The 21,125-nt window shown below is 68.9% G+C and carries 21 protein-coding genes; 6 read left to right on the forward strand and 15 right to left on the reverse strand.

The window, feature by feature from the left end; translation table 11 throughout:
* Positions 1–26 precede the first annotated feature (26 nt).
* Positions 27–983: a 5'-3' exonuclease gene (locus tag ROP_RS02695; protein WP_043824122.1), complete on the forward strand. Its 957-nt coding sequence runs from the start codon at positions 27–29 to the stop codon at positions 981–983.
* Positions 984–1,010: 27 nt separating this feature from the next.
* On the opposite strand, the gene ROP_RS40970 is transcribed toward ROP_RS02695, so the two are convergent.
* From ROP_RS40970 to pafA, 8 genes are all read right to left on the reverse strand, one after another.
* Positions 1,011–1,706: a DUF4333 domain-containing protein gene (locus ROP_RS40970; protein ID WP_012687826.1), complete on the reverse strand. Its 696-nt coding sequence runs from the start codon at positions 1,704–1,706 to the stop codon at positions 1,011–1,013.
* A 102-nt stretch (positions 1,707–1,808) separates the two neighbouring features.
* Positions 1,809–4,544, reverse strand: a complete 2,736-nt coding sequence (locus ROP_RS02710; protein ID WP_012687827.1) for a DEAD/DEAH box helicase — start codon at positions 4,542–4,544, stop codon at positions 1,809–1,811.
* A gap of 18 nt (positions 4,545–4,562) precedes the next feature.
* The gene (gene tatC, locus ROP_RS02715) at positions 4,563–5,603 is read right to left on the reverse strand and encodes a twin-arginine translocase subunit TatC (RefSeq protein ID WP_012687828.1); all 1,041 of its coding nucleotides are present in this window, start codon (positions 5,601–5,603) and stop codon (positions 4,563–4,565) included.
* A gap of 71 nt (positions 5,604–5,674) precedes the next feature.
* A complete protein-coding gene (tatA, locus tag ROP_RS02720) occupies positions 5,675–5,956 on the reverse strand; it encodes a Sec-independent protein translocase subunit TatA (protein ID WP_012687829.1) in 282 nt (93 codons plus the stop codon).
* A gap of 72 nt (positions 5,957–6,028) precedes the next feature.
* Positions 6,029–6,295: a hypothetical protein gene (locus ROP_RS43990; protein WP_012687830.1), complete on the reverse strand. Its 267-nt coding sequence runs from the start codon at positions 6,293–6,295 to the stop codon at positions 6,029–6,031.
* A 6-nt stretch (positions 6,296–6,301) separates the two neighbouring features.
* On the reverse strand, positions 6,302–7,282 hold the full coding sequence (locus ROP_RS02730; RefSeq protein WP_012687831.1) for a helix-turn-helix transcriptional regulator: 981 nt from the start codon (positions 7,280–7,282) through the stop codon (positions 6,302–6,304).
* Positions 7,279–8,271: a helix-turn-helix transcriptional regulator gene (locus ROP_RS02735; protein WP_012687832.1), complete on the reverse strand. Its 993-nt coding sequence runs from the start codon at positions 8,269–8,271 to the stop codon at positions 7,279–7,281. The genes ROP_RS02730 and ROP_RS02735 overlap by 4 nt, the downstream gene beginning before the upstream one ends.
* A 47-nt stretch (positions 8,272–8,318) precedes the next feature.
* On the reverse strand, positions 8,319–9,677 hold the full coding sequence (gene pafA, locus ROP_RS02740; protein ID WP_012687833.1) for a Pup--protein ligase: 1,359 nt from the start codon (positions 9,675–9,677) through the stop codon (positions 8,319–8,321).
* Between the two features lie 76 nt (positions 9,678–9,753).
* Between pafA and ROP_RS02745 the strand changes: the two genes are divergently transcribed.
* Positions 9,754–11,217, forward strand: a complete 1,464-nt coding sequence (locus ROP_RS02745) for a phosphatase PAP2 family protein (RefSeq protein WP_012687834.1) — start codon at positions 9,754–9,756, stop codon at positions 11,215–11,217.
* Here the strand turns inward: ROP_RS02745 and prcA are convergent.
* The 5 genes from prcA to ROP_RS02770 form a co-directional block, all read right to left on the reverse strand.
* Positions 11,208–11,987, reverse strand: a complete 780-nt coding sequence (gene prcA, locus ROP_RS02750) for a proteasome subunit alpha (RefSeq protein WP_012687835.1) — start codon at positions 11,985–11,987, stop codon at positions 11,208–11,210. The two genes, ROP_RS02745 and prcA, sit on opposite strands and share 10 nt — an antisense overlap.
* Complete coding sequence (prcB, locus tag ROP_RS02755; RefSeq protein WP_012687836.1) at positions 11,984–12,868, reverse strand: proteasome subunit beta; 885 nt, start codon at positions 12,866–12,868, stop codon at positions 11,984–11,986. The genes prcA and prcB overlap by 4 nt, the downstream gene beginning before the upstream one ends.
* Positions 12,865–13,059 (reverse strand): ubiquitin-like protein Pup, encoded by a 195-nt coding sequence (locus ROP_RS02760; RefSeq protein ID WP_005242990.1) that lies wholly within the window; start codon positions 13,057–13,059, stop codon positions 12,865–12,867. The genes prcB and ROP_RS02760 overlap by 4 nt, the downstream gene beginning before the upstream one ends.
* 169 nt (positions 13,060–13,228) lie before the next feature.
* Positions 13,229–14,728 carry a depupylase/deamidase Dop gene (dop, locus tag ROP_RS02765; RefSeq protein ID WP_007299057.1) on the reverse strand — a complete coding sequence of 500 codons (1,500 nt, stop codon included), beginning with the start codon at positions 14,726–14,728 and terminating at the stop codon, positions 13,229–13,231.
* A 74-nt stretch (positions 14,729–14,802) separates the two neighbouring features.
* Positions 14,803–15,180: a nitroreductase family deazaflavin-dependent oxidoreductase gene (locus ROP_RS02770; RefSeq protein ID WP_012687837.1), complete on the reverse strand. Its 378-nt coding sequence runs from the start codon at positions 15,178–15,180 to the stop codon at positions 14,803–14,805.
* An 83-nt stretch (positions 15,181–15,263) separates the two neighbouring features.
* On the opposite strand from ROP_RS02770, the gene ROP_RS02775 reads away from it, so the two are divergent.
* Positions 15,264–15,812, forward strand: a complete 549-nt coding sequence (locus ROP_RS02775) for an NUDIX hydrolase (RefSeq protein WP_012687838.1) — start codon at positions 15,264–15,266, stop codon at positions 15,810–15,812.
* Positions 15,813–15,880: 68 nt separating this feature from the next.
* Here ROP_RS02775 and arc read toward each other — a convergent pair whose 3' ends face one another.
* The gene (gene arc, locus ROP_RS02780) at positions 15,881–17,656 is read right to left on the reverse strand and encodes a proteasome ATPase (RefSeq protein WP_012687839.1); all 1,776 of its coding nucleotides are present in this window, start codon (positions 17,654–17,656) and stop codon (positions 15,881–15,883) included.
* Between the two features lie 183 nt (positions 17,657–17,839).
* On the opposite strand from arc, the gene ROP_RS02785 reads away from it, so the two are divergent.
* Positions 17,840–18,343 (forward strand): hypothetical protein, encoded by a 504-nt coding sequence (locus tag ROP_RS02785; RefSeq protein ID WP_012687840.1) that lies wholly within the window; start codon positions 17,840–17,842, stop codon positions 18,341–18,343.
* A gap of 48 nt (positions 18,344–18,391) precedes the next feature.
* Here ROP_RS02785 and ROP_RS02790 read toward each other — a convergent pair whose 3' ends face one another.
* Positions 18,392–19,246 (reverse strand): tRNA (adenine-N1)-methyltransferase, encoded by an 855-nt coding sequence (locus ROP_RS02790; protein WP_012687841.1) that lies wholly within the window; start codon positions 19,244–19,246, stop codon positions 18,392–18,394.
* A gap of 95 nt (positions 19,247–19,341) precedes the next feature.
* On the opposite strand from ROP_RS02790, the gene ROP_RS02795 reads away from it, so the two are divergent.
* Complete coding sequence (locus ROP_RS02795; RefSeq protein ID WP_012687842.1) at positions 19,342–20,247, forward strand: RecB family exonuclease; 906 nt, start codon at positions 19,342–19,344, stop codon at positions 20,245–20,247.
* On the forward strand, positions 20,244–21,080 hold the full coding sequence (locus ROP_RS02800) for a thioesterase family protein (RefSeq protein WP_012687843.1): 837 nt from the start codon (positions 20,244–20,246) through the stop codon (positions 21,078–21,080). Before ROP_RS02795 ends, ROP_RS02800 begins: the two co-directional genes overlap by 4 nt.
* Positions 21,081–21,125 lie beyond the last annotated feature (45 nt).

The following is a 21,125-nucleotide window of genomic DNA, read 5'->3' on the forward strand; positions in this document are numbered from 1 at the left end:
TAAACCGGTTTGGCAGGATGAGGGTCATGACAGGGCCTCTGCTTCTCCTCGACGGTGCCAGCCTGTGGTTTCGCGCGTACTACGCGCTACCCGACTCGATCACCTCACCCGACGGTCGATCCGTCAACGCGGTGCGCGGATTCACCGACATGGTGGCCGCACTGATCACCAAGCACCAGCCGTCCCGGCTCGCGGTGTGCCTCGACCTGGACTGGCGGCCCGCGTTCCGCGTCGAAGCGGTGCCCACGTACAAGGCGCACCGGGTCGCCGAGGACACCGGCGGGGCGGAGGAAGAGGTCCCCGACACCCTGTCGCCACAGGTCCCGATGATCCTGGATGTCCTGGCCGCCACCGGAATCGCGACCGCAGGCGCGGAAGGCCTCGAAGCCGACGACGTCCTCGGCACACTCGCCGCCACCGAGACCCGCGACGCGGTCATCGTGGTCACCGGTGACCGCGACCTCCTGCAGGTCGTCACGGACGATCCGGTGCCCGTGCGGGTGCTGTACGTGGTGCGCGGCCTCGCCAAGGCCGAGCTGCTCGGGCCCGAAGAGGTGGCAGCCAAGTACGGGGTGCCCGCCGACCGGGCCGGTGAGGCCTACGCGGAGCTCGCCCTGCTGCGCGGCGACTCGTCGGACGGGCTGCCGGGTGTGAAGGGAATCGGTGAGAAGACCGCGTCCAGCCTGATCATGCAATACGGATCGCTTGCCGCACTGCGGGCCGCAGCAGTCGATCCCGAATCCGACATGGCAAAGGGTGCGCGCGCGAAGTTCGCCGCCGCGGCCGACTATCTCGACGCGGCACTGCCGGTGGTGCGGGTGGTGCGGGACGCGGAAGTCGAACTGTCCCGCGAAGACACGCTGCCCGCCAAACCGGTCGACGCGGACCGGCTCGGCAGGCTGGCGGACGAACTCGGAATCGAGAACTCCGTGGGACGCCTCACCGCGGCGATGAAAAAGGTGGCCGCCGCACGGGTTCCGTGACGGCCGGGTGGGCCGCCCGGGGCATGCCTAGCTCGGGCGGCTCACCTCGTACGTGCCCTTGTCGTCGGTGAAGGTGAGAGTGACCTGCTTCTTCTCACCGTCGACGGTGAGGCTGCACGTGAAACTGTTGCCCTTCTTCACTTCCTGACCCGAGGGGCAGGTGACGCCGGACACGTTCTCGGCGCCGTAGGAATCGGTGACGATGCGCTCGACACCGTCCTCCGCCGCCTTCTGGTCGAGGGTGTCCGTGCCGAACACCGTGAACGCGAGCACGAGGGCGATACCCACGATCACGAGCAGTGCCACCACACCACCGATGATCAACGGCAGCTTCGACTTCCCCGAGGACGGCGGCTGTCCCCACTGCTGCTGGCCGGGGGCCGGTCCCCACTGCTGCGGCTGACCCGGTTGCTGACCCCACTGCGGCTGCCCGGGCTGCTGAGGCTGCTGCCCCCACTGCCCCGGGCCCGGCTGTCCGAGCTGACCGGGCTGCGGCTGCTGCCCCCACTGGGGTTGACCGGGCTGCTGGGGCTGCTGACCCCACTGCGGCTGCCCGGGCTGCTGAGGCTGACCCGGTTGCTGACCCCACGGCTGGGCGGGCGGCTGCTGACCGTACTGCGGCGCGCCGTACTGGCCGCCGCTCTGGTCAGGATTGCCCTGGCCCGGTTGCTGTCCCTGGGCCCATTGCCCGTTCGGGTCGTTCGGTCCGTAAGGGCCGCTCATCGTCGCCTCCCGCTCACGTGTCAAGTTTTGTACCTACCGTAACGCCCCACCATCGGATTCGGGCCTTCGGACGGCGTGCGAATCCAACCACACGGCGTCGGGTCACGCAGCATCCACGGCGACGACGCCCCGACGGATCGCCGCGACCGCACGACCCGCGGCCTTGCCGACCTCCGGATCGGGCGACGTCGACCGGACCTGTTCGAGGAGGTCGATCACCTGCCTGCACCACCGCACGAAGTCGCCGGCGGACAGCGCGCGCCCCTGGTCTCCCGCTGCTATCAGCGCCTCGACGAGCGAATTGTCGCTGGCCCAGTGGTAGATCGCGGCGGCGAAACCGAAGTCCGGTTCACGGGTGGGCGGCAACTTGTGCCGGATCTCGTCCGCCCGCAGTTCCCGCCACACCCGCACGGTCTCGTCGAGGGCGTGCCGCAACGCTCCCGGACCGCCGCTCTCGACGGTGTCCCCCTCGCGCCGCGATTCGAAGATCACGGCGGACGCCACGGCGGCGAGTTCCGCGGGCCCGAGCCCCTTCCACACACCTTGCCGGAGGCATTCGGCCACCAAGAGGTCGCTCTCGCAATAGATCCGGCTCAACCGGGTGCCGTGCTCGGTGGCATCGGGGTGCTCACCCGCCGAGACGTAGTCGCGCTCGGCGAGCAGCGACAGGATCCGATCGAACGTGCGCGCCAACGAGTTCGTGGTGGCGGCGACCTTCTGGCGCATCGTCTCCGTCTCCCGGGCCAGCCGGTTGTAGCGCTCACCGATCCGGCTCAGCTGCTCGCGGTCGGGCCAGCTGTGGCACGGATGCTGCCGGATCGCGCGCCGCAACCGCGCGATCTCGGCGTCGTCGGCGGCCGCACCCGACTTCTTCCGCTTCCGGCGGCCCGGCGCGACGATTCCGGTGCTGCGCAACGCCGATGCCAGATCGCGTCGCACCCGGGCCGTGTGGTGATCGAAGCGTCGCGGCAACCTCATCGATCCCAAAGACCGTGCCGGCTCGGGGAAGTCGCCCGCCGACACCCGGCCCGCCCACTTCGCCTCGGTGAGGATCAACGGTTTCGGGTCCGTCGGATCCCGGTCCGGTTCCAGCACCACGGCCAGACCGGAGTGCCGCCCCACGGGGATGGCGATCACGTCGCCCCGCCGCAAGGCGACGAGCGAGGCGACGGCGGCGTCCCGGCGTTCGGTCCGGCCTGCGCGTTCGAGCGACCGTTCCCGGCTGCTCAGTTCCTCCCGCAGCCGGGCGTACTCGAAGTACTCGCCGTCCTCGCCACCGAGCCGTTCGCGGAGCGTGGTCAGCGCGGCCTCGTTGCGTTCGATGCCCCGCGTCAGGCCTACCACCGACCGATCGGCCTGGAACTGGGCGAACGACCGCTCGAGCAGGGCCCGCGATTCCGCCGCACCCATGCGGTCGACCAGGTTGATCGTCATGTTGTAGCCGGGACGGAACGAACTGCGCAGCGGGAATGTGCGGGTGGACGCCAGGCCGGCGACGTCCACCGGTTCCACCCCCGGCTGCCACAGGACCACCGCGTGGCCCTCGATGTCGATGCCGCGACGTCCCGCCCGGCCCGTGAGCTGCGTGTACTCCCCCGGGGTGAGTTCGGCGTGGGCCTCGCCGTTGTACTTGACCAGGCGTTCGAGGACAACCGTCCGAGCGGGCATGTTGATGCCGAGAGCCAGCGTCTCGGTGGCGAACACGGCCCGAACCAGACCCTTGACGAACAACTCCTCGACCGTCTGCCGGAACGCCGGCAACATCCCCGCGTGGTGCGCGGCGAGGCCACGCTCCAGCGCCTTGCGCCATTCCCAGTACCCGAGGACCTCGAGGTCGGCCTTCGGCAGTTCGCCGGTGTGGGCGTCGACGATGGTCCGGATCTCGGCGACCTGCTCCGGCGTGGTGAGATCGAGGCGGGACCGCAGGCACTGGGCCAGCGCGGCGTCGCATCCGGCCCGGCTGAAGATGAACGTGATCGCCGGGAGCAGCCCCTCGTCGTCGAGGCGGGAGATCACTTCCGGTCGGGGCAGCGGCCGGAAGTCGCTGGAATAGCCACGTCCGCCGCCGCGCCGCCCCCTGCCCCTCGGCTCCCACGAGTCGGCCCGCTCGAGCGCCTGACGCTGCTTGACGTGACGCACCAGATCCTGGTCGACCACCAGATCGTTACGGGCATCCCCGCTGCGCGCCCTCGTGTCGAACAGGTCGAACAGCCGCCTTCCCACCATGATGTGCTGCCACAGCGGAATCGGGCGGTTCTCGTCGACCACCACGGTGGTGTCGCCGCGCACCGTCTCCATCCACGCACCGAACTCCTCGGCATTACTGACGGTCGCCGACAAACTGACGAGCCGGACGTCCTCGGACAGGTGCAGAATTACCTCTTCCCACACCGCCCCCCGGAACCGGTCGGCCAGGAAGTGCACCTCGTCCATGACGACGTGCGACAACCCGCGCAGCGCCGCGGAATCGGCGTACAGCATGTTCCGCAGCACCTCGGTGGTCATCACGACCACCGGAGCGTCCGAGTTGATGCTCGAATCTCCGGTCAGCAGCCCGACGGTGTCCTTGCCGTACCGGCGCACCAGTTCCGCGTACTTCTGATTGCTCAGCGCCTTGATCGGAGTGGTGTAGAAGCACTTGCGACCGGCCGCGAGCGCCAGGTGCACCGCGAATTCACCGACCACCGTCTTTCCCGCGCCGGTCGGCGCGCAGACGAGGACGCCGTGGCCGCCCTCGAGCGCGCGGCAGGCGTTGATCTGGAAGGGGTCGAGCACGAAGCCGAGCTGCGCCGAGAACACATCGAGTTCGGTGCCGCCGGTCGTGTCACCTGTTGTCACTGCCACCCCGTCAGATTGTCACAGGGTGTCGGAGAAGTCCTGACCCGGTGTGTTGCTGCCGGTCGTGCTCGCAGCGTCGTTCTTGTTCGCGGCACCGGACTTCCCGGACTTGCGTGAACGCCGGAACCGGCCCGCGGACTCGGGGACGGTTGCGGCGGCCACGTCGAAGGACTCGTTCAGGTCGGCCGGCGCCGCGATCGTCGACGCCTCGTCGTCGTCGAGGGCACCCCACTCCTGCTCCGTGCGACGAGCCTTGCGGCGGTCGTTGATGCGGGCGATCTGCACGGCGATCTCGAACAGCAGGGTCAACGCGAACGCGAGCGCGAGCATCGAGAACGGGTCCTGACCGGGGGTGGCGATCGCGGCGAACACGAACAGGGCGAAGATCAGGCCACGACGCCACGCCTTGAGTTTCGCGTAGGGCAGGATACCGACGAAGTTCAGGGCGACGATGAGCAGCGGGATCTCGAAGCTGACACCGAAGATGATCAGCAGGTTGATGATGAACCCGAAGTATTCCGCGCCGCCGAGTGCGGTGATCTGGACGTTGTCGCCGATCGTCAGCAGGAAGTGCAGGGCCTTCGCGACGACCACGTAGGCCAGGACGGCACCGGCGATGAACAGCGCCGCGCCGGACACCACGAAGCCGATCGCGTAGCGGCGTTCCTTCGCGTACAGGCCGGGTGTGATGAACGCCCACAGCTGGTACAGCCAGATGGGGCAGGCGAGGACGACGCCCGCCGTGAGCGCGACCTTGAAGCGGAGCATGAACTGCTCGAACGGTCCGGTCGCGAGGAGTCGGCACGACCCGTCGTTGCTCAGGTCGGCGCGGCTCGACTCCGGCAGCGAACAGTACGGTCCGCGCAGGAGCTCGCCGAGACTCTCGATGCCGAAGATCTGGTGGGAGTACCAGAAGAATCCCACCGCTGTGGTGACCACGATGGCCAGCACCGACAGGAGCAGTCGCGTGCGCAGCTCGTAGAGGTGATCGACCAACGACATGGTGCCGTCGGGGTTGGTCCTCCGCTTGCTGTGGCGCGGATCGAACGGAATTCGCACTGTTGTTCGCCCTAGTCTTGGTCAGCAGTCAACCGGGGTGAAGAGTCACCCCGGTTGTCAGGCGGCTCGGGCTACGCCGACTTGGGCTCGGTGTGCTGCGGCTGCGGCTGCACCGGCGCCGGAGGGGTGACCGGTGCGGTGGTGGTGTCCGCCACGGGCAGCTCGGCGGGCGCGCTCTGCTGCGCGGTGGGCGCCGGCGTGCTGTTGTCGTTCTGCATCTCCTTGACCTCGCTCTTGAAGATGCGGAGCGAACGGCCGAGTCCACGAGCCGCATCGGGCAGCTTCTTGGAACCGAACAGGATGACGACGACCAGCGCGACGATGGCCCAGTGCCAGGGGCTCATGGCTCCCATGATGAAACCTCCAAAAGATCAGGTGACCCCGATGCTACCGGACATACACGGCACCAGCCCGGTCGAAACCGGCTAGCTGCGCTGCCGTTTCCCTGCGGGTTTCCTGGGTCCCCGCTGTGAGCGCAGATCGGCGAGCAGGGCCTCCCCGGACCACTGCCGGTTCCCGCCCGCCTCGGCCTCGCGGATCAGCGCGACCAGACGCGCGTTCACGGGCGCCGCCGTCCCGGGCCCGGTGTCGAAGGCGATGTCGGAGGCACCGACCTCGATGTCCGATCCGTGCAGGTCCGTCAGTCTCAACCCGTGGTCACGGATCTCCGCCCCGACACGCTCCCGGCCCATCGCCGCTCATGCCTCGACGGCCTCGTACGCGGACAGCGCCTCCACGGCCCGGCGGCGCACCTCATGGACCAGTTCGGGCGGTCCGAGCACGGTGATTCCGGAACCGAAGCCGAGCACGAGCCGGGCCATCCACTCCAGCGCCCCGTAACTCATGGTCGCCTCGACCGACCCGTCGGCGGCAACCGTGGCCACATCCATCGGGTAGTAGTCGAGCACCCACACGCAGTCGGCGCCGATGTGCAATCGCGCTTGGGGCAGAGACGCGTCGCCGCTGAACAACTCCAGGTTGGAGTCCCGGACGAGAGCCTGCGCCGGCGGGGTCGACGCCTCGTCCAGTTCGGTGGCGGCGTCGATCCGGTCGAGACGGAACAGCCGGACCCCCTCGGCCTGCCTGCACCACGCCTGCAGATAGCTGTGATTGTCGACCAGCACGATCCGCACCGGGTCCACGGTGCGCTCGGTGACCCGGTCCCGGGATGCCGAGTAGTACGTCAGGTGGAGTGCCCGCCGGCGATGGAGGGCGGAGCGCACCGCGGCCGCGACGGGATCTTCCGCCACGTCCTCCACCGCGGCCCGCTCGGACGCCGGGGTCACCGCCGCGCGGGCCGCCGCCGTGCCCGCGGCGTCCTCGATCTTCGCGATCGCACTGTGCGCCGCGGACGGGTCGACCATGCCCGGCATCTCCACCAGCGAACGCAGGGCAATCAGCAGGGCGGTCGCTTCGGTGGACGTCAACCGCAGCGGACGGTCGATGCCCGCCGAGAACGTCACCTCGATGCTTTCCTCGGAGAACGACAGGTCGATCAGGTCACCGGGCCCGTAGCCGGGCAGCCCGCACACCCACAACTGGTTGAGGTCGGACATCAGCTGTGTGGTGGTGACGCCCAGTTCGGCGGCGGCCTCGGCGGCACTCATCCCGGGGTTCGCGATGAAATACGGCACCAGATTGAGAAGCCGGGACAGCCGCGACGACAGCCGGTTGCTCACGACGTCACCCCTTCCCCTGCGGCGTCCTTCAGCTTGGTCAGCACATCGTGTCGTAGTTCGGGCGGATCGAGGACCAGGGCGTCCGCCCCGTGGCCCGCGACCAGCCGCGCGATCCAGTCCCGGGAGTGGATGGGAATCCGGAGCACGGTGCCGCTGCGCTCGTTCACCCGCTTCTCCTCCGCGGTGGTCGCCAGTCGGCGCAGTTCCTGGGCCCGGCCCTCCGCCACCCACACGGTGGCGGTACCGGTGACCTCGCCCGAACCGGTGACCCGGTCGACGATGTCCCGGAGGTCGACATCCGCGGGTTTGTGGACGACCCCTGACGGCCCGAACTCCGTCACGTCGTCACCGATCCGCGACAGCCTGAACGTCCGGACGGCGCCCCGGTCGACGTCGTGACCGACGAGGTACCACCGGCCGTGGGCGGTGACGACACCCCACGGTTCCACGGTGCGTTCGGTGTACGGCTCGTTGAGCGCACCGCGGTGCGGGAAGTGCACGGCGCGGCCGGCATCGACCGCCGCTAGCAACTTCCCGAGCGCCGGTTCGGAGCCGCGGGTACGGGCGGGCACCGCCGTGATCGGGGTGGCCGCCGAATCCGGATCCACCTGCACACCCGCCGCACGCAACTTCAGCAGCGCCCCCTGCGCCGCAGACGTCAACTCCGGCGACTCCCACAACTGGACCGCCACCGCGACCGCCGCCGACTCCTCCTGGTCGAGGTCGATGTCGGGTAGCTCGTACGCGTTGCGGTTGATCCGGTAGCCCTCGACCGTCGAGAAACGCGACGCCTGCCCGGTCTCGAGGGGGACACCGAGATCCCGCAACTCGTTCTTGTCGCGTTCGAACATGCGGCTGAACGCCTCGTCGCTGGCGGAGTCGGCGTACCCGGCAACGCTCTCGCGAATCTTCTCGGCGGTGAGGAACTGTCTGGTGGACAGCAAACAGATCACCAGGTTCATCAAGCGCTCGATCTTGGAAGTCGGCACGCCCGGAAGCCTAGTGGGTGAGCCGCATCCGGACTCCCCGAGCGCCGCTACATCGAGGCAATCAGCCGCTCCACCCGCTCGTCCACCGACCGGAACGGATCCTTGCACAGCACGGTCCGCTGGGCCTGGTCGTTGAGCTTGAGATGCACCCAGTCGACCGTGAAGTCGCGTCCGGCCTCCTGCGCGGCGGTGATGAACTCGCCGCGCAGCTTCGCCCGGGTGGTCTGCGGCGGCGTGTCCACCGCGGCCTCGATGGTCTCGTCCTCGGTGATCCGCTTGACCAGCCCCTTGCGCTGCAGCACGTCGAACACGCCGCGACCGCGTTTGATGTCGTGGTACGCGAGATCGAGTTGCGCGATCTTCGGGTCGGCCAGTTCGAAGCCGTGCCGGTCCTGGTACCGCTGGAACAGCTTGCGCTTGATCACCCAGTCGATCTCCGTGTCGACCTTCGCGAAGTCCTGCGTCTCGACGGCGTCCAGCATGCGGCCCCACAGGTCGACCACCTGCGTGACCTGCGGATCGGGGTCGCGGTTCTGCAGGTGCTCGACCGCGCGAGCGTGATACTCCCGCTGGATGTCGAGGGCACTGGCCTGCCTGCCGCCGGCCAGCCGCACCGGGCGGCGGCCGGTGACGTCGTGGCTGACCTCGCGGATGGCGCGGATCGGGTTGTCGAGCGCGAAGTCGCGGAACGACACCCCGGCCTCGATCATCTCGAGTACGAGCGCCGCCGTGCCCACCTTCAGCATCGTGGTGGACTCGGACATGTTCGAGTCGCCGACGATCACGTGCAGGCGGCGGTACTTCTCCGCGTCGGCGTGCGGCTCGTCCCGGGTGTTGATGATGGGCCGGGACCGCGTGGTCGCCGAGGACACACCCTCCCAGATGTGCTCGGCGCGCTGTGACAGGCAGAACGTGGCCGCCTTCGGCGTCTGCAGCACCTTGCCGGCGCCGCAGATCAGCTGCCGCGTCACCAGGAACGGGAGCAGGACGTCCGAGATCCGGGAGAATTCACCGGCCCGCGCCACGAGGAAGTTCTCGTGACAGCCGTACGAATTGCCCGCCGAGTCCGTGTTGTTCTTGAACAGGTAGATGTCGCCGCCGATGCCTTCCTCGGCGAGCCGCTGCTCGGCATCGATCAGCAGTTCCTCGAGTACGCGCTCACCGGCCCGGTCGTGGTTGACCAACTGGATGAGGTTGTCGCACTCGGCCGTCGCGTATTCGGGGTGCGAGCCGACGTCCAGATACAGGCGGGCACCGTTCCGGAGGAACACGTTGGAGCTCCGGCCCCACGACACCACCCGCCGGAACAGGTAGCGCGCAACCTCGTCCGGGCTCAGTCGCCTGTGACCATGGAAGGTGCAGGTCACACCGAACTCTGTCTCAATTCCCATGATTCGTCGCTGCACACCTCGACAGTACAACGCCGATCACCCGGCGGAGCGGGAAAACCGTCCGGCGACACTCCGCGCCTACGCTGAGACGGTGAACCGACACCTGCACCGCATCCACCGGGTCGACGAGATCGTGTTCGGCCGCAGCGCCGATCTCCGCCCGTCCGGGGTCGACCGGGCGATGCGCTTCCTCAGCCACGCGGCCGACAAGGGGGTCCTGTGGTGGTGTGTGGCGGCACTGCTGGGACTGGTCGGCGGACGTGCCCGGCGCGGTGCCGTGCGGGGCCTGCTGTCGCTCGCGATGGCGAGCGGTCTGGCCAACGGCATCCTCAAGCCGGTGTTCCCACGGCGGCGCCCTCCCGCCCGCGCGTGGACGAACGTGCTGCGCGGCGTGCCGATTCCCCGGTCCTCGTCCTTCCCGTCGGGACATTCGGCGTCGGCGGCGGCGTTCACCACCGGTGTCGCCCTGGAATCGCCCGCGGCCGGTGCCGCACTCGCTCCCCTCGCGGCCGCGGTCGCGTACTCCCGGGTGCACAACGGCGTGCACTGGCCGTCGGACGTCCTCGTCGGGCTGATGCTGGGTGGGGCCGTCGCTTCCGGAACCCGCCGCTGGTGGGCGGTGCGCACCGAAGACCCGGCGGAGCTGGGCCCCGCAGTCGACGCGCCGGCGCTGCCGGGCGGTGAAGGCCTCCTCGTACTGGTGAACCAGGAGTCCGGGCCGGACACCGTGGATCCCAGCGAGGAGATCGCGACCGCACTCCCGAAGGCTCACGTGCGCGCCCTCGACACCGACCGCGATTTCGCCGAGCAACTCGACGCCTGGGTGGCCGAGACGAATCCGCGGGCACTCGGGGTGTGCGGCGGAGACGGAACCGTGGTCGCCGTCGCATCTGCGGCGGCGCGTCACACCCTGCCACTGGCGGTGTTCCCCGGCGGCACACTCAATCACTTCGCGCGGGACGCCGGCGTTCCCGAGATCTCGGACACGGCAACGGCCGTCGAGACCGGACATGCGGTTCTCGTGGATCAGGCCGTCGTCCACACCGACGTCGCCGAACCCGCGCCGTTCCTCAACACCGCCAGTCTCGGTGGCTATCCGGACGCGGTGCGACTACGGGAGAAGTGGCAGCCCCGGTACGGGAAGTGGCCCGCGGCCTGTGCGGCGATGATCAGAATTCTCGCCGCGGCGACACCGCTCGCCGTCACCCTCGACGGCAGGCCCGTGAACGTCTGGATGCTGTTCGTGGGGAACGGTCGGTACTCCCCCGGCGATCAGGTTCCGATGTCGCGCCCAGCCATCACCGGCGGACTGCTCGACGTCCGGTACGTGCGAGCCGACCGGCGGGCGTCCCGGCCGCGGCTGCTGTTCGCCGCCGTGACCGGGACGCTCGGAAGCAGCCGGGTGTACGTGCGATCCCTCGTGCCCCGGCTCACCGTCCGGGTGAACGGCGCACCTGTCGCGCTGGCCACCGATGGTGAAGTGGTGACCGACGCCCGGAGGTTCGAGTTCCGGACGGTGCCCGGAGCGATCGCCGTGTACCGACCTCAGTCCTGAGGGTCGGCCGGCTTCGTCTCGGTGTCCGGCTTCGGCTCCGGAGCGGATTCCGAGGCGGCCGCCGGCGCTGCGGGAACCAGCTGTTCGAGCGCGGCTCCGGCGATCCGCCGGAATGCGCGGCGAGGACGGGACTGATCGAGCACGGCCACCTCGAGGCTGGCCACGTCGACGTTCCGCTTCTCGCCCTCCCCCGCACCGCCCTGGCGCAGAGCGTTGACCGCGATGCCGACCGCAGCCTCGAGATCGAGGTCGGCACGGTACGACTCGCGCATGGCGGTCGCGATCGGCTCCGTCGTGCCACCCATCACCACGAAATGCTGTTCGTCGACGATGGATCCGTCGTACGTGATGCGGTACAGCTGGGGCGCCTTCGGGCTGCCCACCCGTCCGACCTCCGCGACGCAGATCTCCACCTCGTACGGCTTGGGCTGTTCGGTGAAGATCGTGCCCAGGGTCTGCGCGTACGCGTTGGCCAGCGATCGGCCCGTCACGTCACGGCGGTCGTAGGAGTAGCCGCGCATGTCGGCGTGGACGATCCCGGCGCGCCGCAGGTTCTCGAACTCGTTGTACTTGCCGACGGCGGCGAAGCCGAGCCGGTCGTACAGTTCACTGACCTTGTGCAGGGCGGTGGACGGATTCTCCGCGACGAACAGCACGCCGTCGCGGAACGTGAGAACCACGACGCTGCGTCCCCGGGCAATTCCCTTGCGCGCCAGTTCCGAGCGGTCCCGCATGATCTGCTCGGCGGAGGCGTAATACGGCATGGTCATCGCGCAGACCCCCCTTCTTCGGTGCGCTCGGCGACGATGCGCCGAGCCAACTCGGACGTCGTCTCCTCGGACACGTGGACGGCACCGGCCTGGGTGATCGTGACCGCGGTCGGGTAGATGCCGCGGGTCAGGTCGGGCCCACCGGTGGCCGAGTCGTCGTCGGCCGCGTCGTACAGCGATTCGATGGCCGCCCGCAGGGCAGTCTCCTCGTCGCTGTCCGGCGAGTAGATCTTCTTCAGCGCCGACTTCGCGAACAGCGACCCCGAACCGACCGCGTGGTATCCGGCGCGTTCCTCGTAGCGGCCGCCGACGACGTCGTACGAGACGATGCGGCCCGCCCGGGCCTCTTCGTCCGCGTCGAGGTCGTAGCCGACCAGCAGCGGGACGACCGCGAGACCCTGCATCGCCGCCCCGAGGTTGCCCCGCACCATCGACGCCAGGCGGTTGGCCTTACCGTCGAACGTCAGCGGAACGCCCTCGATCTTCTCGTAGTGCTCGAGTTCGACGGCGAACAGGCGCACCAGTTCGATGGCGATGCCCGCGGTGCCGGCGATACCGGCCGCCGAGTACTCGTCGGTGACGTACACCTTCTCGACGTCCCGGCTGGCGATCAGGTTGCCCTGGGTCGCGCGCCGGTCGCCTGCGAGCAGGACGCCGCCCTTGTAGGTGAGCGCCACGATCGTCGTTCCGTGCGGTGCGAGATCACCGCTCTCCATCCCGTCACCACCCCGTGTCGAGTGCGAACGATGGCCGATCCGATTCTCCGGCAGCAATTCTGGTGCGTGACCACGCAGATATTCGGTGAACGAGCTCAGATTCGAACCGAAACTGAGCCTCGTGTCACCGTCGCCTGTCCGCAATGCCGGTCGATCCGCCGTCACTGGCCGCCCTTCTGGACATAGGCCCGGACGAAGTCCTCGGCGTTCTCCTCGAGCACGTCGTCGATCTCGTCGAGCAGGTCGTCGGTGTCCTCGGCCAGCTTTTCGCGACGTTCCTGACCAGCGGCACCGTCACCGCCCGGGGTGTCGTCCTCGTCGCCGCCGCCAGTTCGTTTGGTCTGCTCCTGCGCCATCGCCGCCGACCTCCTTGTGTGAAGGGAGCTCTTCTTCCGAGCGTCCTGTCCTGCCAAGCAGTCTGACTACATCATCCGCTCGGACCTTCACCCTACCGAGCGTCGCCGCCCCACGTGTGCCGACGCGACGGCGAGTTCCGGGCAGATCCGTCCGGGAACGGTCGACGGCTCAGTTCGTGAGCTCGTCGACGAGCTCTTTCGCGGTCTCCACCGACTCCAGCAACTCCCCCACGTGCGCCTTGCTGCCCCGCAGCGGCTCGAGCGTGGGAATGCGGACCAGGGAGTCGCCACCGAGGTCGAAGATCACCGAATCCCAGCTCGCCGCCGCGATGTCGGCACCGAACTTGCGCAGGCACTCGCCGCGGAAGTAGGCGCGCGTGTCGGTGGGCGGAGTGTCGACGGCGTCCAGCACCGCCTGCTCGGAGACGAGGCGCTCCATCGACCCGCGGGCGACGAGCCGGTTGTACAGGCCCTTGTCGAGGCGGACGTCCGAGTACTGCAGGTCGACCAGGTGCAGTCGCGGCGCGGACCAGTTGAGGCCCTCCCGGTTCCGGAAACCCTCGAGCAGCCGCAGCTTGGCCGGCCAGTCCAGCAGGTGCGCGCATTCCATCGGGTCCCGCTCGAGGAGGTCGAGCACCATCGCCCACTTCTCCAGCAGATCGGCCACACGGGGGTCGTCGTTGCCCTCGGCGGACATGAACTTGTCGACCCGGTCCAGGTAGATCCGCTGCAACGCAAGCCCGGTCAGTTCCCGGCCGTCGGCCAGGGCGACCGTGGCGCGCAGCGTCGGGTCGTGGCTGATGTGATGCACGGCGGTGACCGGACGGGCCAGCTGCAGGTCGGTGAGGTCGACACCGGCTTCGATGAGATCGAGAACCAGCGCCGTCGTCCCGACCTTCAGGTACGTCGACATCTCGGCGAGGTTCGCGTCGCCGATGATGACGTGCAGGCGCCGGTACTTGTCCGCGTCGGCGTGCGGTTCGTCGCGGGTGTTGATGATGCCGCGCTTGAGTGTGGTCTCGAGCCCGACCTCGACCTCGATGTAGTCGGCCCGCTGGGACAGCTGGAAACCGGCCTCGTCACCGGACTGGCCGATGCCCACCCGGCCGGACCCGCAGATCACCTGACGGGACGCGAAGAACGGCGTCAGCCCGTTGATCACCGCGGAGAACGGCGTGGCCCGGGACATCAGGTAGTTCTCGTGGGTGCCGTACGACGCGCCCTTGCCGTCCACGTTGTTCTTGTACAGCTGCAGTCGCGGGGCGCCGGGGACGCTCGACGCGTGCCGGGCGGCCGCCTCCATCACGCGTTCGCCGGCCTTGTCCCAGATGACGGCGTCCAGGGGGTCGGTCACTTCCGGGGCCGAGTACTCGGGGTGCGCGTGGTCGACGTACAGCCGGGCGCCGTTGGTGAGGATCATGTTGGCCGCGCCGACCTCGTCGGCGTCGATCACCGGCGCCGGGCCGCTGAGCCGGCCCAGATCGAATCCGCGGGCGTCCCGCAGCGGGGATTCCACCTCGTAATCCCATCGGGTGCGCTTGGCGCGCGGCACTCCCGCTGCGGCCGCGTAGGCCAGCACCGCCTGGGTGGACGTCAAGATCGGATTGGCCGAAGGCTCGCTGGGTGAGGAGATTCCGTACTCGACTTCGACACCGATGATCCGCTGCATGCTGCCGAGCCTATGCGATCACCCACGCCACCCGGCGGCACACTCCTGCCGCGCGAGCCGTGGGCGTCCGGCGCCTAGCCCGGCGAGCACTCCAGGTACTGGTCCGCCGAGATCGCCTCGAGCACGGTCCGGACCCCGGGCGGGGCCCACGAGTGGGTGCCGTCGGTGCCGATTCGAGGGTCCGTCAGGTGCACCGTCCGGCGACGCGTCACGATGGTGCATCCGCCCGCCGCCACCACGTTTCGCACCCAGTCGCTGCGCGCTCCGTATGTGAGGGCGAACCGGTAGCGGCCGTCCACGACGAACACGTTGACGGGTGTGTGATACGACTTCCCCGACTTCCGGCCCCGGTGCTCGACCATGGCGAAACCGGGCAGGATGCTCGCGACATGACGGCTCACCCGGTTGGTGACGACCCGGTTGAAACGGGCGATCGAACGCGGCAACGCCATGAACTCTCACCCCTTCGGTACCGGAACGAGCAACCGACCTCGACAGTACCGACGTTCGCCGGAGGTGCTGGCAGGATCGACTCATGGATTCCGCACCGAACACCCCACCCGGCACGGACGAAGTGGTGGCGGTGTTCGACAGTGCGGGACGACCGGTGGGGTCCGCCGAGCGTTCCCGCGTCTACGCCGAGGGGTTGTGGCATGCGAGTGCGGGCGTCCTCGTCCGATCCGGCGACGGGAAGCGCCTCTACGTGCACCGACGCGCGGACACGAAGACGGTGTTCGCCGGACATAACGACTGCCTGGCGGGCGGGGTGGTCGATCCCGGGGAAACCCCGGAGGAGGCCGCGAGCCGGGAGCTGGCGGAGGAACTGGGCATCACCGGGGTGGGTCTCACTCCCATCGCGAGGGTGGCGTGGGACGGCCGGTGGCAGGGCCTGCGGCTGCGCTGCCACCTGTACGCGTACGAGGCACACTGGGACGGACCGGTCGTCCACCAGGCCAGCGAGATCGCGTCGGGCTGGTGGTGGACACCCCACGAACTGGTGACGCACCTGCACGACCCGGAGTGGCCGTTCGTGCCGGACACGCGGGCACTCCTCGAGGACTACCTCGTCGCGCGAGACCGCTGACACAGGTCACGGCCCGCGCGGCGGGAACCCGTGTCGAGGTTCCCGCCGCGCGGGCCGTGCCGATCGGCCTACAGGTACTGGCCGGTGTTGGACTCGGTGTCGATGGCGCGGCTGGCGCTCGCGTTCTTACCGGTGACCAGCGTGCGGATGTAGACGATCCGCTCACCCTTCTTACCCGAGATCCGGGCCCAGTCGTCGGGGTTGGTGGTGTTCGGCAGGTCCTCGTTCTCCGAGAACTCGTCGACGATGGAGTCGAACAGGTGCTGGACGCGCAGGCCCGGGGCACCGGTGTCGAGCACCGACTTGATCGCGTACTTCTTGGCGCGGTCGACGATGTTCTGAATCATCGCCCCCGAGTTGAAGTCCTTGAAGTACAGGACCTCCTTGTCGCCGTTGGCGTACGTGACCTCGAGGAAGCGGTTCTCCTCGCTCTCGGCGTACATGCGGTCGACGACCCGTTCGATCATCACCCGGATGCAGGCCGTGCGGTCGCCACCGAACTCCGCGAGGTCGTCGCTGTGCACCGGCAGCGTCTCGACGAGGTACTTCGAGAAGATGTCCTGCGCCGACTCCGCGTCGGGGCGCTCGATCTTGATCTTCACGTCGAGGCGGCCGGGGCGCAGGATCGCGGGGTCGATCATGTCCTCGCGGTTGGAGGCGCCGATCACGATGACGTTCTCGAGTCCCTCCACACCGTCGATCTCACTGAGCAGCTGAGGCACCACGGTGGTCTCGACGTCGGAGGAGACACCCGATCCGCGGGTGCGGAAGATGGAATCCATCTCGTCGAAGAACACGATCACCGGGGTGCCCTCGGACGCCTTCTCCCGGGCCCGCTGGAAGATCAGCCGGATGTGCCGCTCGGTCTCGCCGACGAACTTGTTCAGCAGCTCGGGGCCCTTGATGTTGAGGAAGTAGGACTTGGCTTCCTTGCTGTCCTGCCCCCGGGCCTCCGCGATCTTCTTCGCGAGCGAGTTGGCGACCGCCTTGGCGATGAGCGTCTTGCCGCACCCGGGCGGACCGTAGAGGAGCACGCCCTTCGGCGGGCGGAGCTCGTATTCGTGGAACAGGTCCTTGTGAAGGAAGGGCAGCTCGACGGCGTCGCGGATCTGCTCGATCTGCCGGCCGAGACCGCCGATGTCGTCGTAGTGGACGTCGGGAACCTCTTCGAGGACGAGATCCTCGACCTCGGCCTTGGGGATCCGCTCGAACGCGTACCCGGCCTTCGTGTCGACGAGGAGGGAGTCGCCCGGCCGCAGTTTGCGGGTGGGCGATTCGGCGTCGTACGCGACCGACTCCCTCTCGCTCTCCTCGAAGACGGTGGCGAGGGGTTCGGCCAGCCAGACGATCCGTTCCTCGTCGGCGTGACCGACCACGAGAGCGCGCTGACCGTCGTCGAGGACCTCGCGCAGCGTGCTGATCTCACCGACGCGCTCGAAGTTGCCCGCTTCCACGATCGTGAGTGCCTCGTTGAGACGCACGGTCTGACCGAGCTTGAGAGTCTCGGCGTCGACGTTCGGGGAGCAGGTCAACCGCATCTTGCGTCCGGAGGTGAACACGTCCACGGTCTGATCGTCGTGCACTCCGAGCAGCACGCCGTACCCGCTCGGCGGCTGGCCGAGGCGATCGACTTCCTCTCGAAGCGCAATGAGCTGCTGACGGGCCTCCTTGAGGGTGTCCATCAGCTTGGTGTTCCGGATGGACAGCGAGTCCACTCGCGATTCCATCTCACGAAGCTGTTCCGGCGACTCCGCGAGCTGCCTACGCAGTGCCGACGCCTCTGCGCGCAACGCCTCGAGCTCTCGTGCGGCCGCAACCGAATCGGGGTTCTCTGTCGAGCTCATGTGCGTCTCCTCCCAATGAGATCTATCAACGCTACCGGCACTGCCCGAATTCTGCGCCGTGACACGGATTCTGCCGATTGCGAATCGGCATACGTGACACCCTGGGCCACCGAAACTCTCATGTTAGCCTTACCTACCTGTCGAGCAGTTTCCTCTCTGTTCTGTGTAACGAAAGGGTTCGTCGTGATAATCCGCAAGCCCCTGAACGGCAGATCCTTCACCGGTAGGTCCGCGGTCGCCGTCGGCGCGGTGGTCTTCGCGCTCGGGATGTCGGCCTGCTCGTCGGACGACGCTTCCGACACCGCTGCGGCGACGTCCGCGGCCACGTCGTCCGCGGCGGAAGCGGCGGTCGCGGCCCCCACGTCCGAGGAACTGCTCGGTACGCTCCAGCTGCTCGTGGACCCGGCCCGGCCGGTCGACGAGAAGACCGTCGTGGTCGTCGACGGCGACGAACGCCGCCCGAATCTGGAGGCGATGACCGCCGCCATGGCCAACTACCCGGTGTCCTTCACGGTCACGGACGTGCAGGTGGAGGGCGATACCGCGACGGCGAACGTCGCGATCGTGAGCCCGCACGGCACGGCCGCCCCGACGGCGTGGACGTGGGAGAACGTCGACGGCGTGTGGAAGGTGTCGGACGAGAGCACGTGCACCCTGCTGGGCATGGCACGCGCGGGCTGCAGCTGACTCTTCGCCGTTCGGCGGCGCCCTCTCCGGGCGCCGCCGAACGGTGTCTCAGCCCTTGCCCGACCGGCGCTGCGGCTTGGGGGTGACGGTTCCCTCGGCGAGACGCCGCGCGCTCACGAGGAACGCGGTGTGGCCCTGCATCCGGTGTTCCGGCCGCACGGCGAGTCCGACCACGTGCCAGCCGCGCACGATCGACTCCCAGGACCGCGGCTCGGTCCAGCACTCCTGCTCGCGCATCGCCTCGACGACCTTCGAGAGCTGCGTCACCGTCGCGACGTAGACGACGAGCACACCGCCGGGGACCAGCGCCTTGGACACCGCGGGCAGCGCGTCCCAGGGGGCCAGCATGTCGAGGACCACCCGGTCGACCGGGCCGCCCGCCGCCTCGGCGTCGAACTCGGCGACGTCGGCGATCGTCAGGTCCCAGTTCTCGGGGCGCTCTCCGAAGAACGTCTCGACGTTCCGGACGGCGTGTTCGGCGTGGTCGTCGCGCACCTCGTACGAGATGACCCGGCCTTCGGGCCCGACCGCACGGAGCAGGGAGCACGTCAACGCTCCGGACCCGGCGCCGGCCTCGAGCACCCGGGCGCCGGGAAACACGTCGCCCTCGTGGACGATCTGGGCCGCGTCCTTCGGGTAGATCACCTGCGCGCCGCGCGGCATCGACAGCACGTAGTCGGTGAGCAGCGGTCGCAGCGCGAGGTACGGGGTGCCGTTGGTCGACTTGACCACGCTGCCCTCGTCGGTGCCGATCAGGTCGTCGTGCAGGATTCCGCCGCGGTGCGTGTGGAACTCCTTGCCCGCCTCCAGGTTGACCGTGTAGTGCCGGCCCTTGCCGTCGGTCAACTGGACGCGATCGCCCACCCGAAACGGTCCACTCGGTCGCGTTTCGCGTCCCACCATCGTCACCGACTCCTCAGCCTGTTCGTCCGGCGCCGTCCGGCGCCCGCCCCGCTGCCCCGACACGACTGTCGGACCGGGGGCCTACCCTGCCAGGTGTGAGCATCTCAGAGTCGCCAGCCCCCGTCACAAAGGGTTCCCCATCACAGCCCGGCGACACTTCGGCCACCCGCAGGCGCCCCGCCCTGTCACCGTCGCGTGCCGGCGACTTCAAGCAGTGCCCGCTTCTCTACCGCTTCCGCGCCGTCGACCGGCTTCCCGAGGCGCCGTCACGCGCACAGGTGAAGGGCACGGTGGTGCACGCCGCGCTGGAGACGCTGTTCGGGCTCCCCGCCGCCGAGCGGGTTCCTGCGCGCGCCGTCGACCTCGTCCGCCCGTCGTGGGAGCGCCTCCTGGACGAGGCTCCCGATCTGATCGATCTGGTCCCCGTCGACCAGCGCGAGTCGTTCCTCGACGAGGCGAGGTCGCTCGTCACCGCGTACTACCAGCTGGAGGACCCCACCCGGTTCGAGGCCGAATCGTGCGAACAGCGCGTCGAGACCGAACTCGCCGACGGGGTGCTGCTCCGCGGATTCGTCGACCGCATCGACGTCGCCCCCACCGGGGAGGTGCGGGTGGTCGACTACAAGACCGGTCGCGCACCCCGCGAGATGTCCGAGTCCAAGGCGCTGTTCCAGATGAAGTTCTACGCGCTGGTCCTGCTGCGCACCCGCGGCATCGTCCCGGCGCAGCTGCGGCTGCTGTACCTCGCGTCCGGGACGGTCCTCACCTACGCGCCCGACGAGGACGAACTGCTGCGCTTCGAGCGCACGCTGTCGGCGATCTGGAAGGCCATCCTGGCCGCGGGTGTCACCGGCGATTTCCGACCCAAGCCGAGCCGGCTCTGCGACTGGTGTGATCATAAGTCCCTGTGCCCCTCGTTCGGCGGAACGCCGCCTCCCTACCCGGGATGGCCGGAGGGGCCCGCCGAAGACGCGCCGGGTTTCGAGGAGATTGTCGAATGAGTTCCGAGTCCTACTACGTACCAGTCGGTTCGGAGGCACTGGGTGCCCCGACGCCGGGCTCGGACCAGAAGGTCGTCGTCGAACGGTTCGCCAGCACCGACCTGACGATCAGCGTGTGGGCCGACACGATGCAGCACGGCGCTCCCCCGTCGGCGTTGCTCGTGCGGGCGCTGGAACGGTGCGCCGCACGCGAGGACGCACGCCTCACCCGGGTGGTGGTCGAGATCCTGGGCCCCATCCCGATCGCCGAACTGGAGGTCCGGTCCTGGGTGCAGCGACCGGGACGCCGGGTGGAGCTGGTGGTCGCGGAACTGTGGACCGTCGGCGACCGGCCCCGTGCCGTGGCGCGAGGCTCGGCCTGGCGCATGGAGACCGTCGACACCAGCGACGCCGTCCACGTCGTCGACCCGCCCCTCGAACCGCGATCCACGGGCCGGGACGGCGCGTTCGGCGGCATCTGGAACTCCGGCTACCTGACCACCCTCGACTGGCGGTGGATCGCCGAAATGGGGTGCGAGGGACCGGGCAAGCTGTGGGCGAAGCCGCGGCCCGCCCTGGTGCTCGGCGAGACCATGACGCCGCTCGAGCGGCTGTTCGCCATCGCGGACATCGCCAACGGCGTGGGATCGAAGCTCGATCCGGCGCAGTGGACGTTCCTCAACACCGACCTCACCGTGCACATCTTCCGGGTGCCCGAGGGCGACTGGGTGGGCGTCAGCTCCGAAACCTCCATCGGCCCCGACGGAGTGGGCATGTGCGCGGGCGTGCTCTACGACGAGACCGGGGCCGTGGGCCGGATCGCCCAGACCGTGCAGGTCCGCGCCCGCCCCTGAGCGGAGCGAGCGCGGATCGATCGCGGATCGTGTTGCGGTGGAACG

The sequence above is a fragment of the Rhodococcus opacus B4 genome (assembly GCF_000010805.1).
GTDB lineage: Bacteria > Actinomycetota > Actinomycetes > Mycobacteriales > Mycobacteriaceae > Rhodococcus_F > Rhodococcus_F opacus_C.

Coding starts and splice junctions, on each gene's coding strand:
- ROP_RS02695 (WP_043824122.1), top strand. CDS start 27: ATGACAGGGCCTCTGCTTCTCCTCGACGGTGCCAGCCTGTGGTTTCGC.
- ROP_RS40970 (WP_012687826.1), bottom strand. CDS start 1,706: ATGAGCGGCCCTTACGGACCGAACGACCCGAACGGGCAATGGGCCCAG.
- tatA (WP_012687829.1), bottom strand. CDS start 5,956: ATGGGAGCCATGAGCCCCTGGCACTGGGCCATCGTCGCGCTGGTCGTC.
- ROP_RS43990 (WP_012687830.1), bottom strand. CDS start 6,295: ATGGGCCGGGAGCGTGTCGGGGCGGAGATCCGTGACCACGGGTTGAGA.
- prcA (WP_012687835.1), bottom strand. CDS start 11,987: ATGACCATGCCGTATTACGCCTCCGCCGAGCAGATCATGCGGGACCGC.
- ROP_RS02760 (WP_005242990.1), bottom strand. CDS start 13,059: ATGGCGCAGGAGCAGACCAAACGAACTGGCGGCGGCGACGAGGACGAC.
- dop (WP_007299057.1), bottom strand. CDS start 14,728: ATGCAGCGGATCATCGGTGTCGAAGTCGAGTACGGAATCTCCTCACCC.
- ROP_RS02770 (WP_012687837.1), bottom strand. CDS start 15,180: ATGGCGTTGCCGCGTTCGATCGCCCGTTTCAACCGGGTCGTCACCAAC.
- ROP_RS02775 (WP_012687838.1), top strand. CDS start 15,264: ATGGATTCCGCACCGAACACCCCACCCGGCACGGACGAAGTGGTGGCG.
- arc (WP_012687839.1), bottom strand. CDS start 17,656: ATGAGCTCGACAGAGAACCCCGATTCGGTTGCGGCCGCACGAGAGCTC.
- ROP_RS02790 (WP_012687841.1), bottom strand. CDS start 19,246: ATGGTGGGACGCGAAACGCGACCGAGTGGACCGTTTCGGGTGGGCGAT.
- ROP_RS02800 (WP_012687843.1), top strand. CDS start 20,244: ATGAGTTCCGAGTCCTACTACGTACCAGTCGGTTCGGAGGCACTGGGT.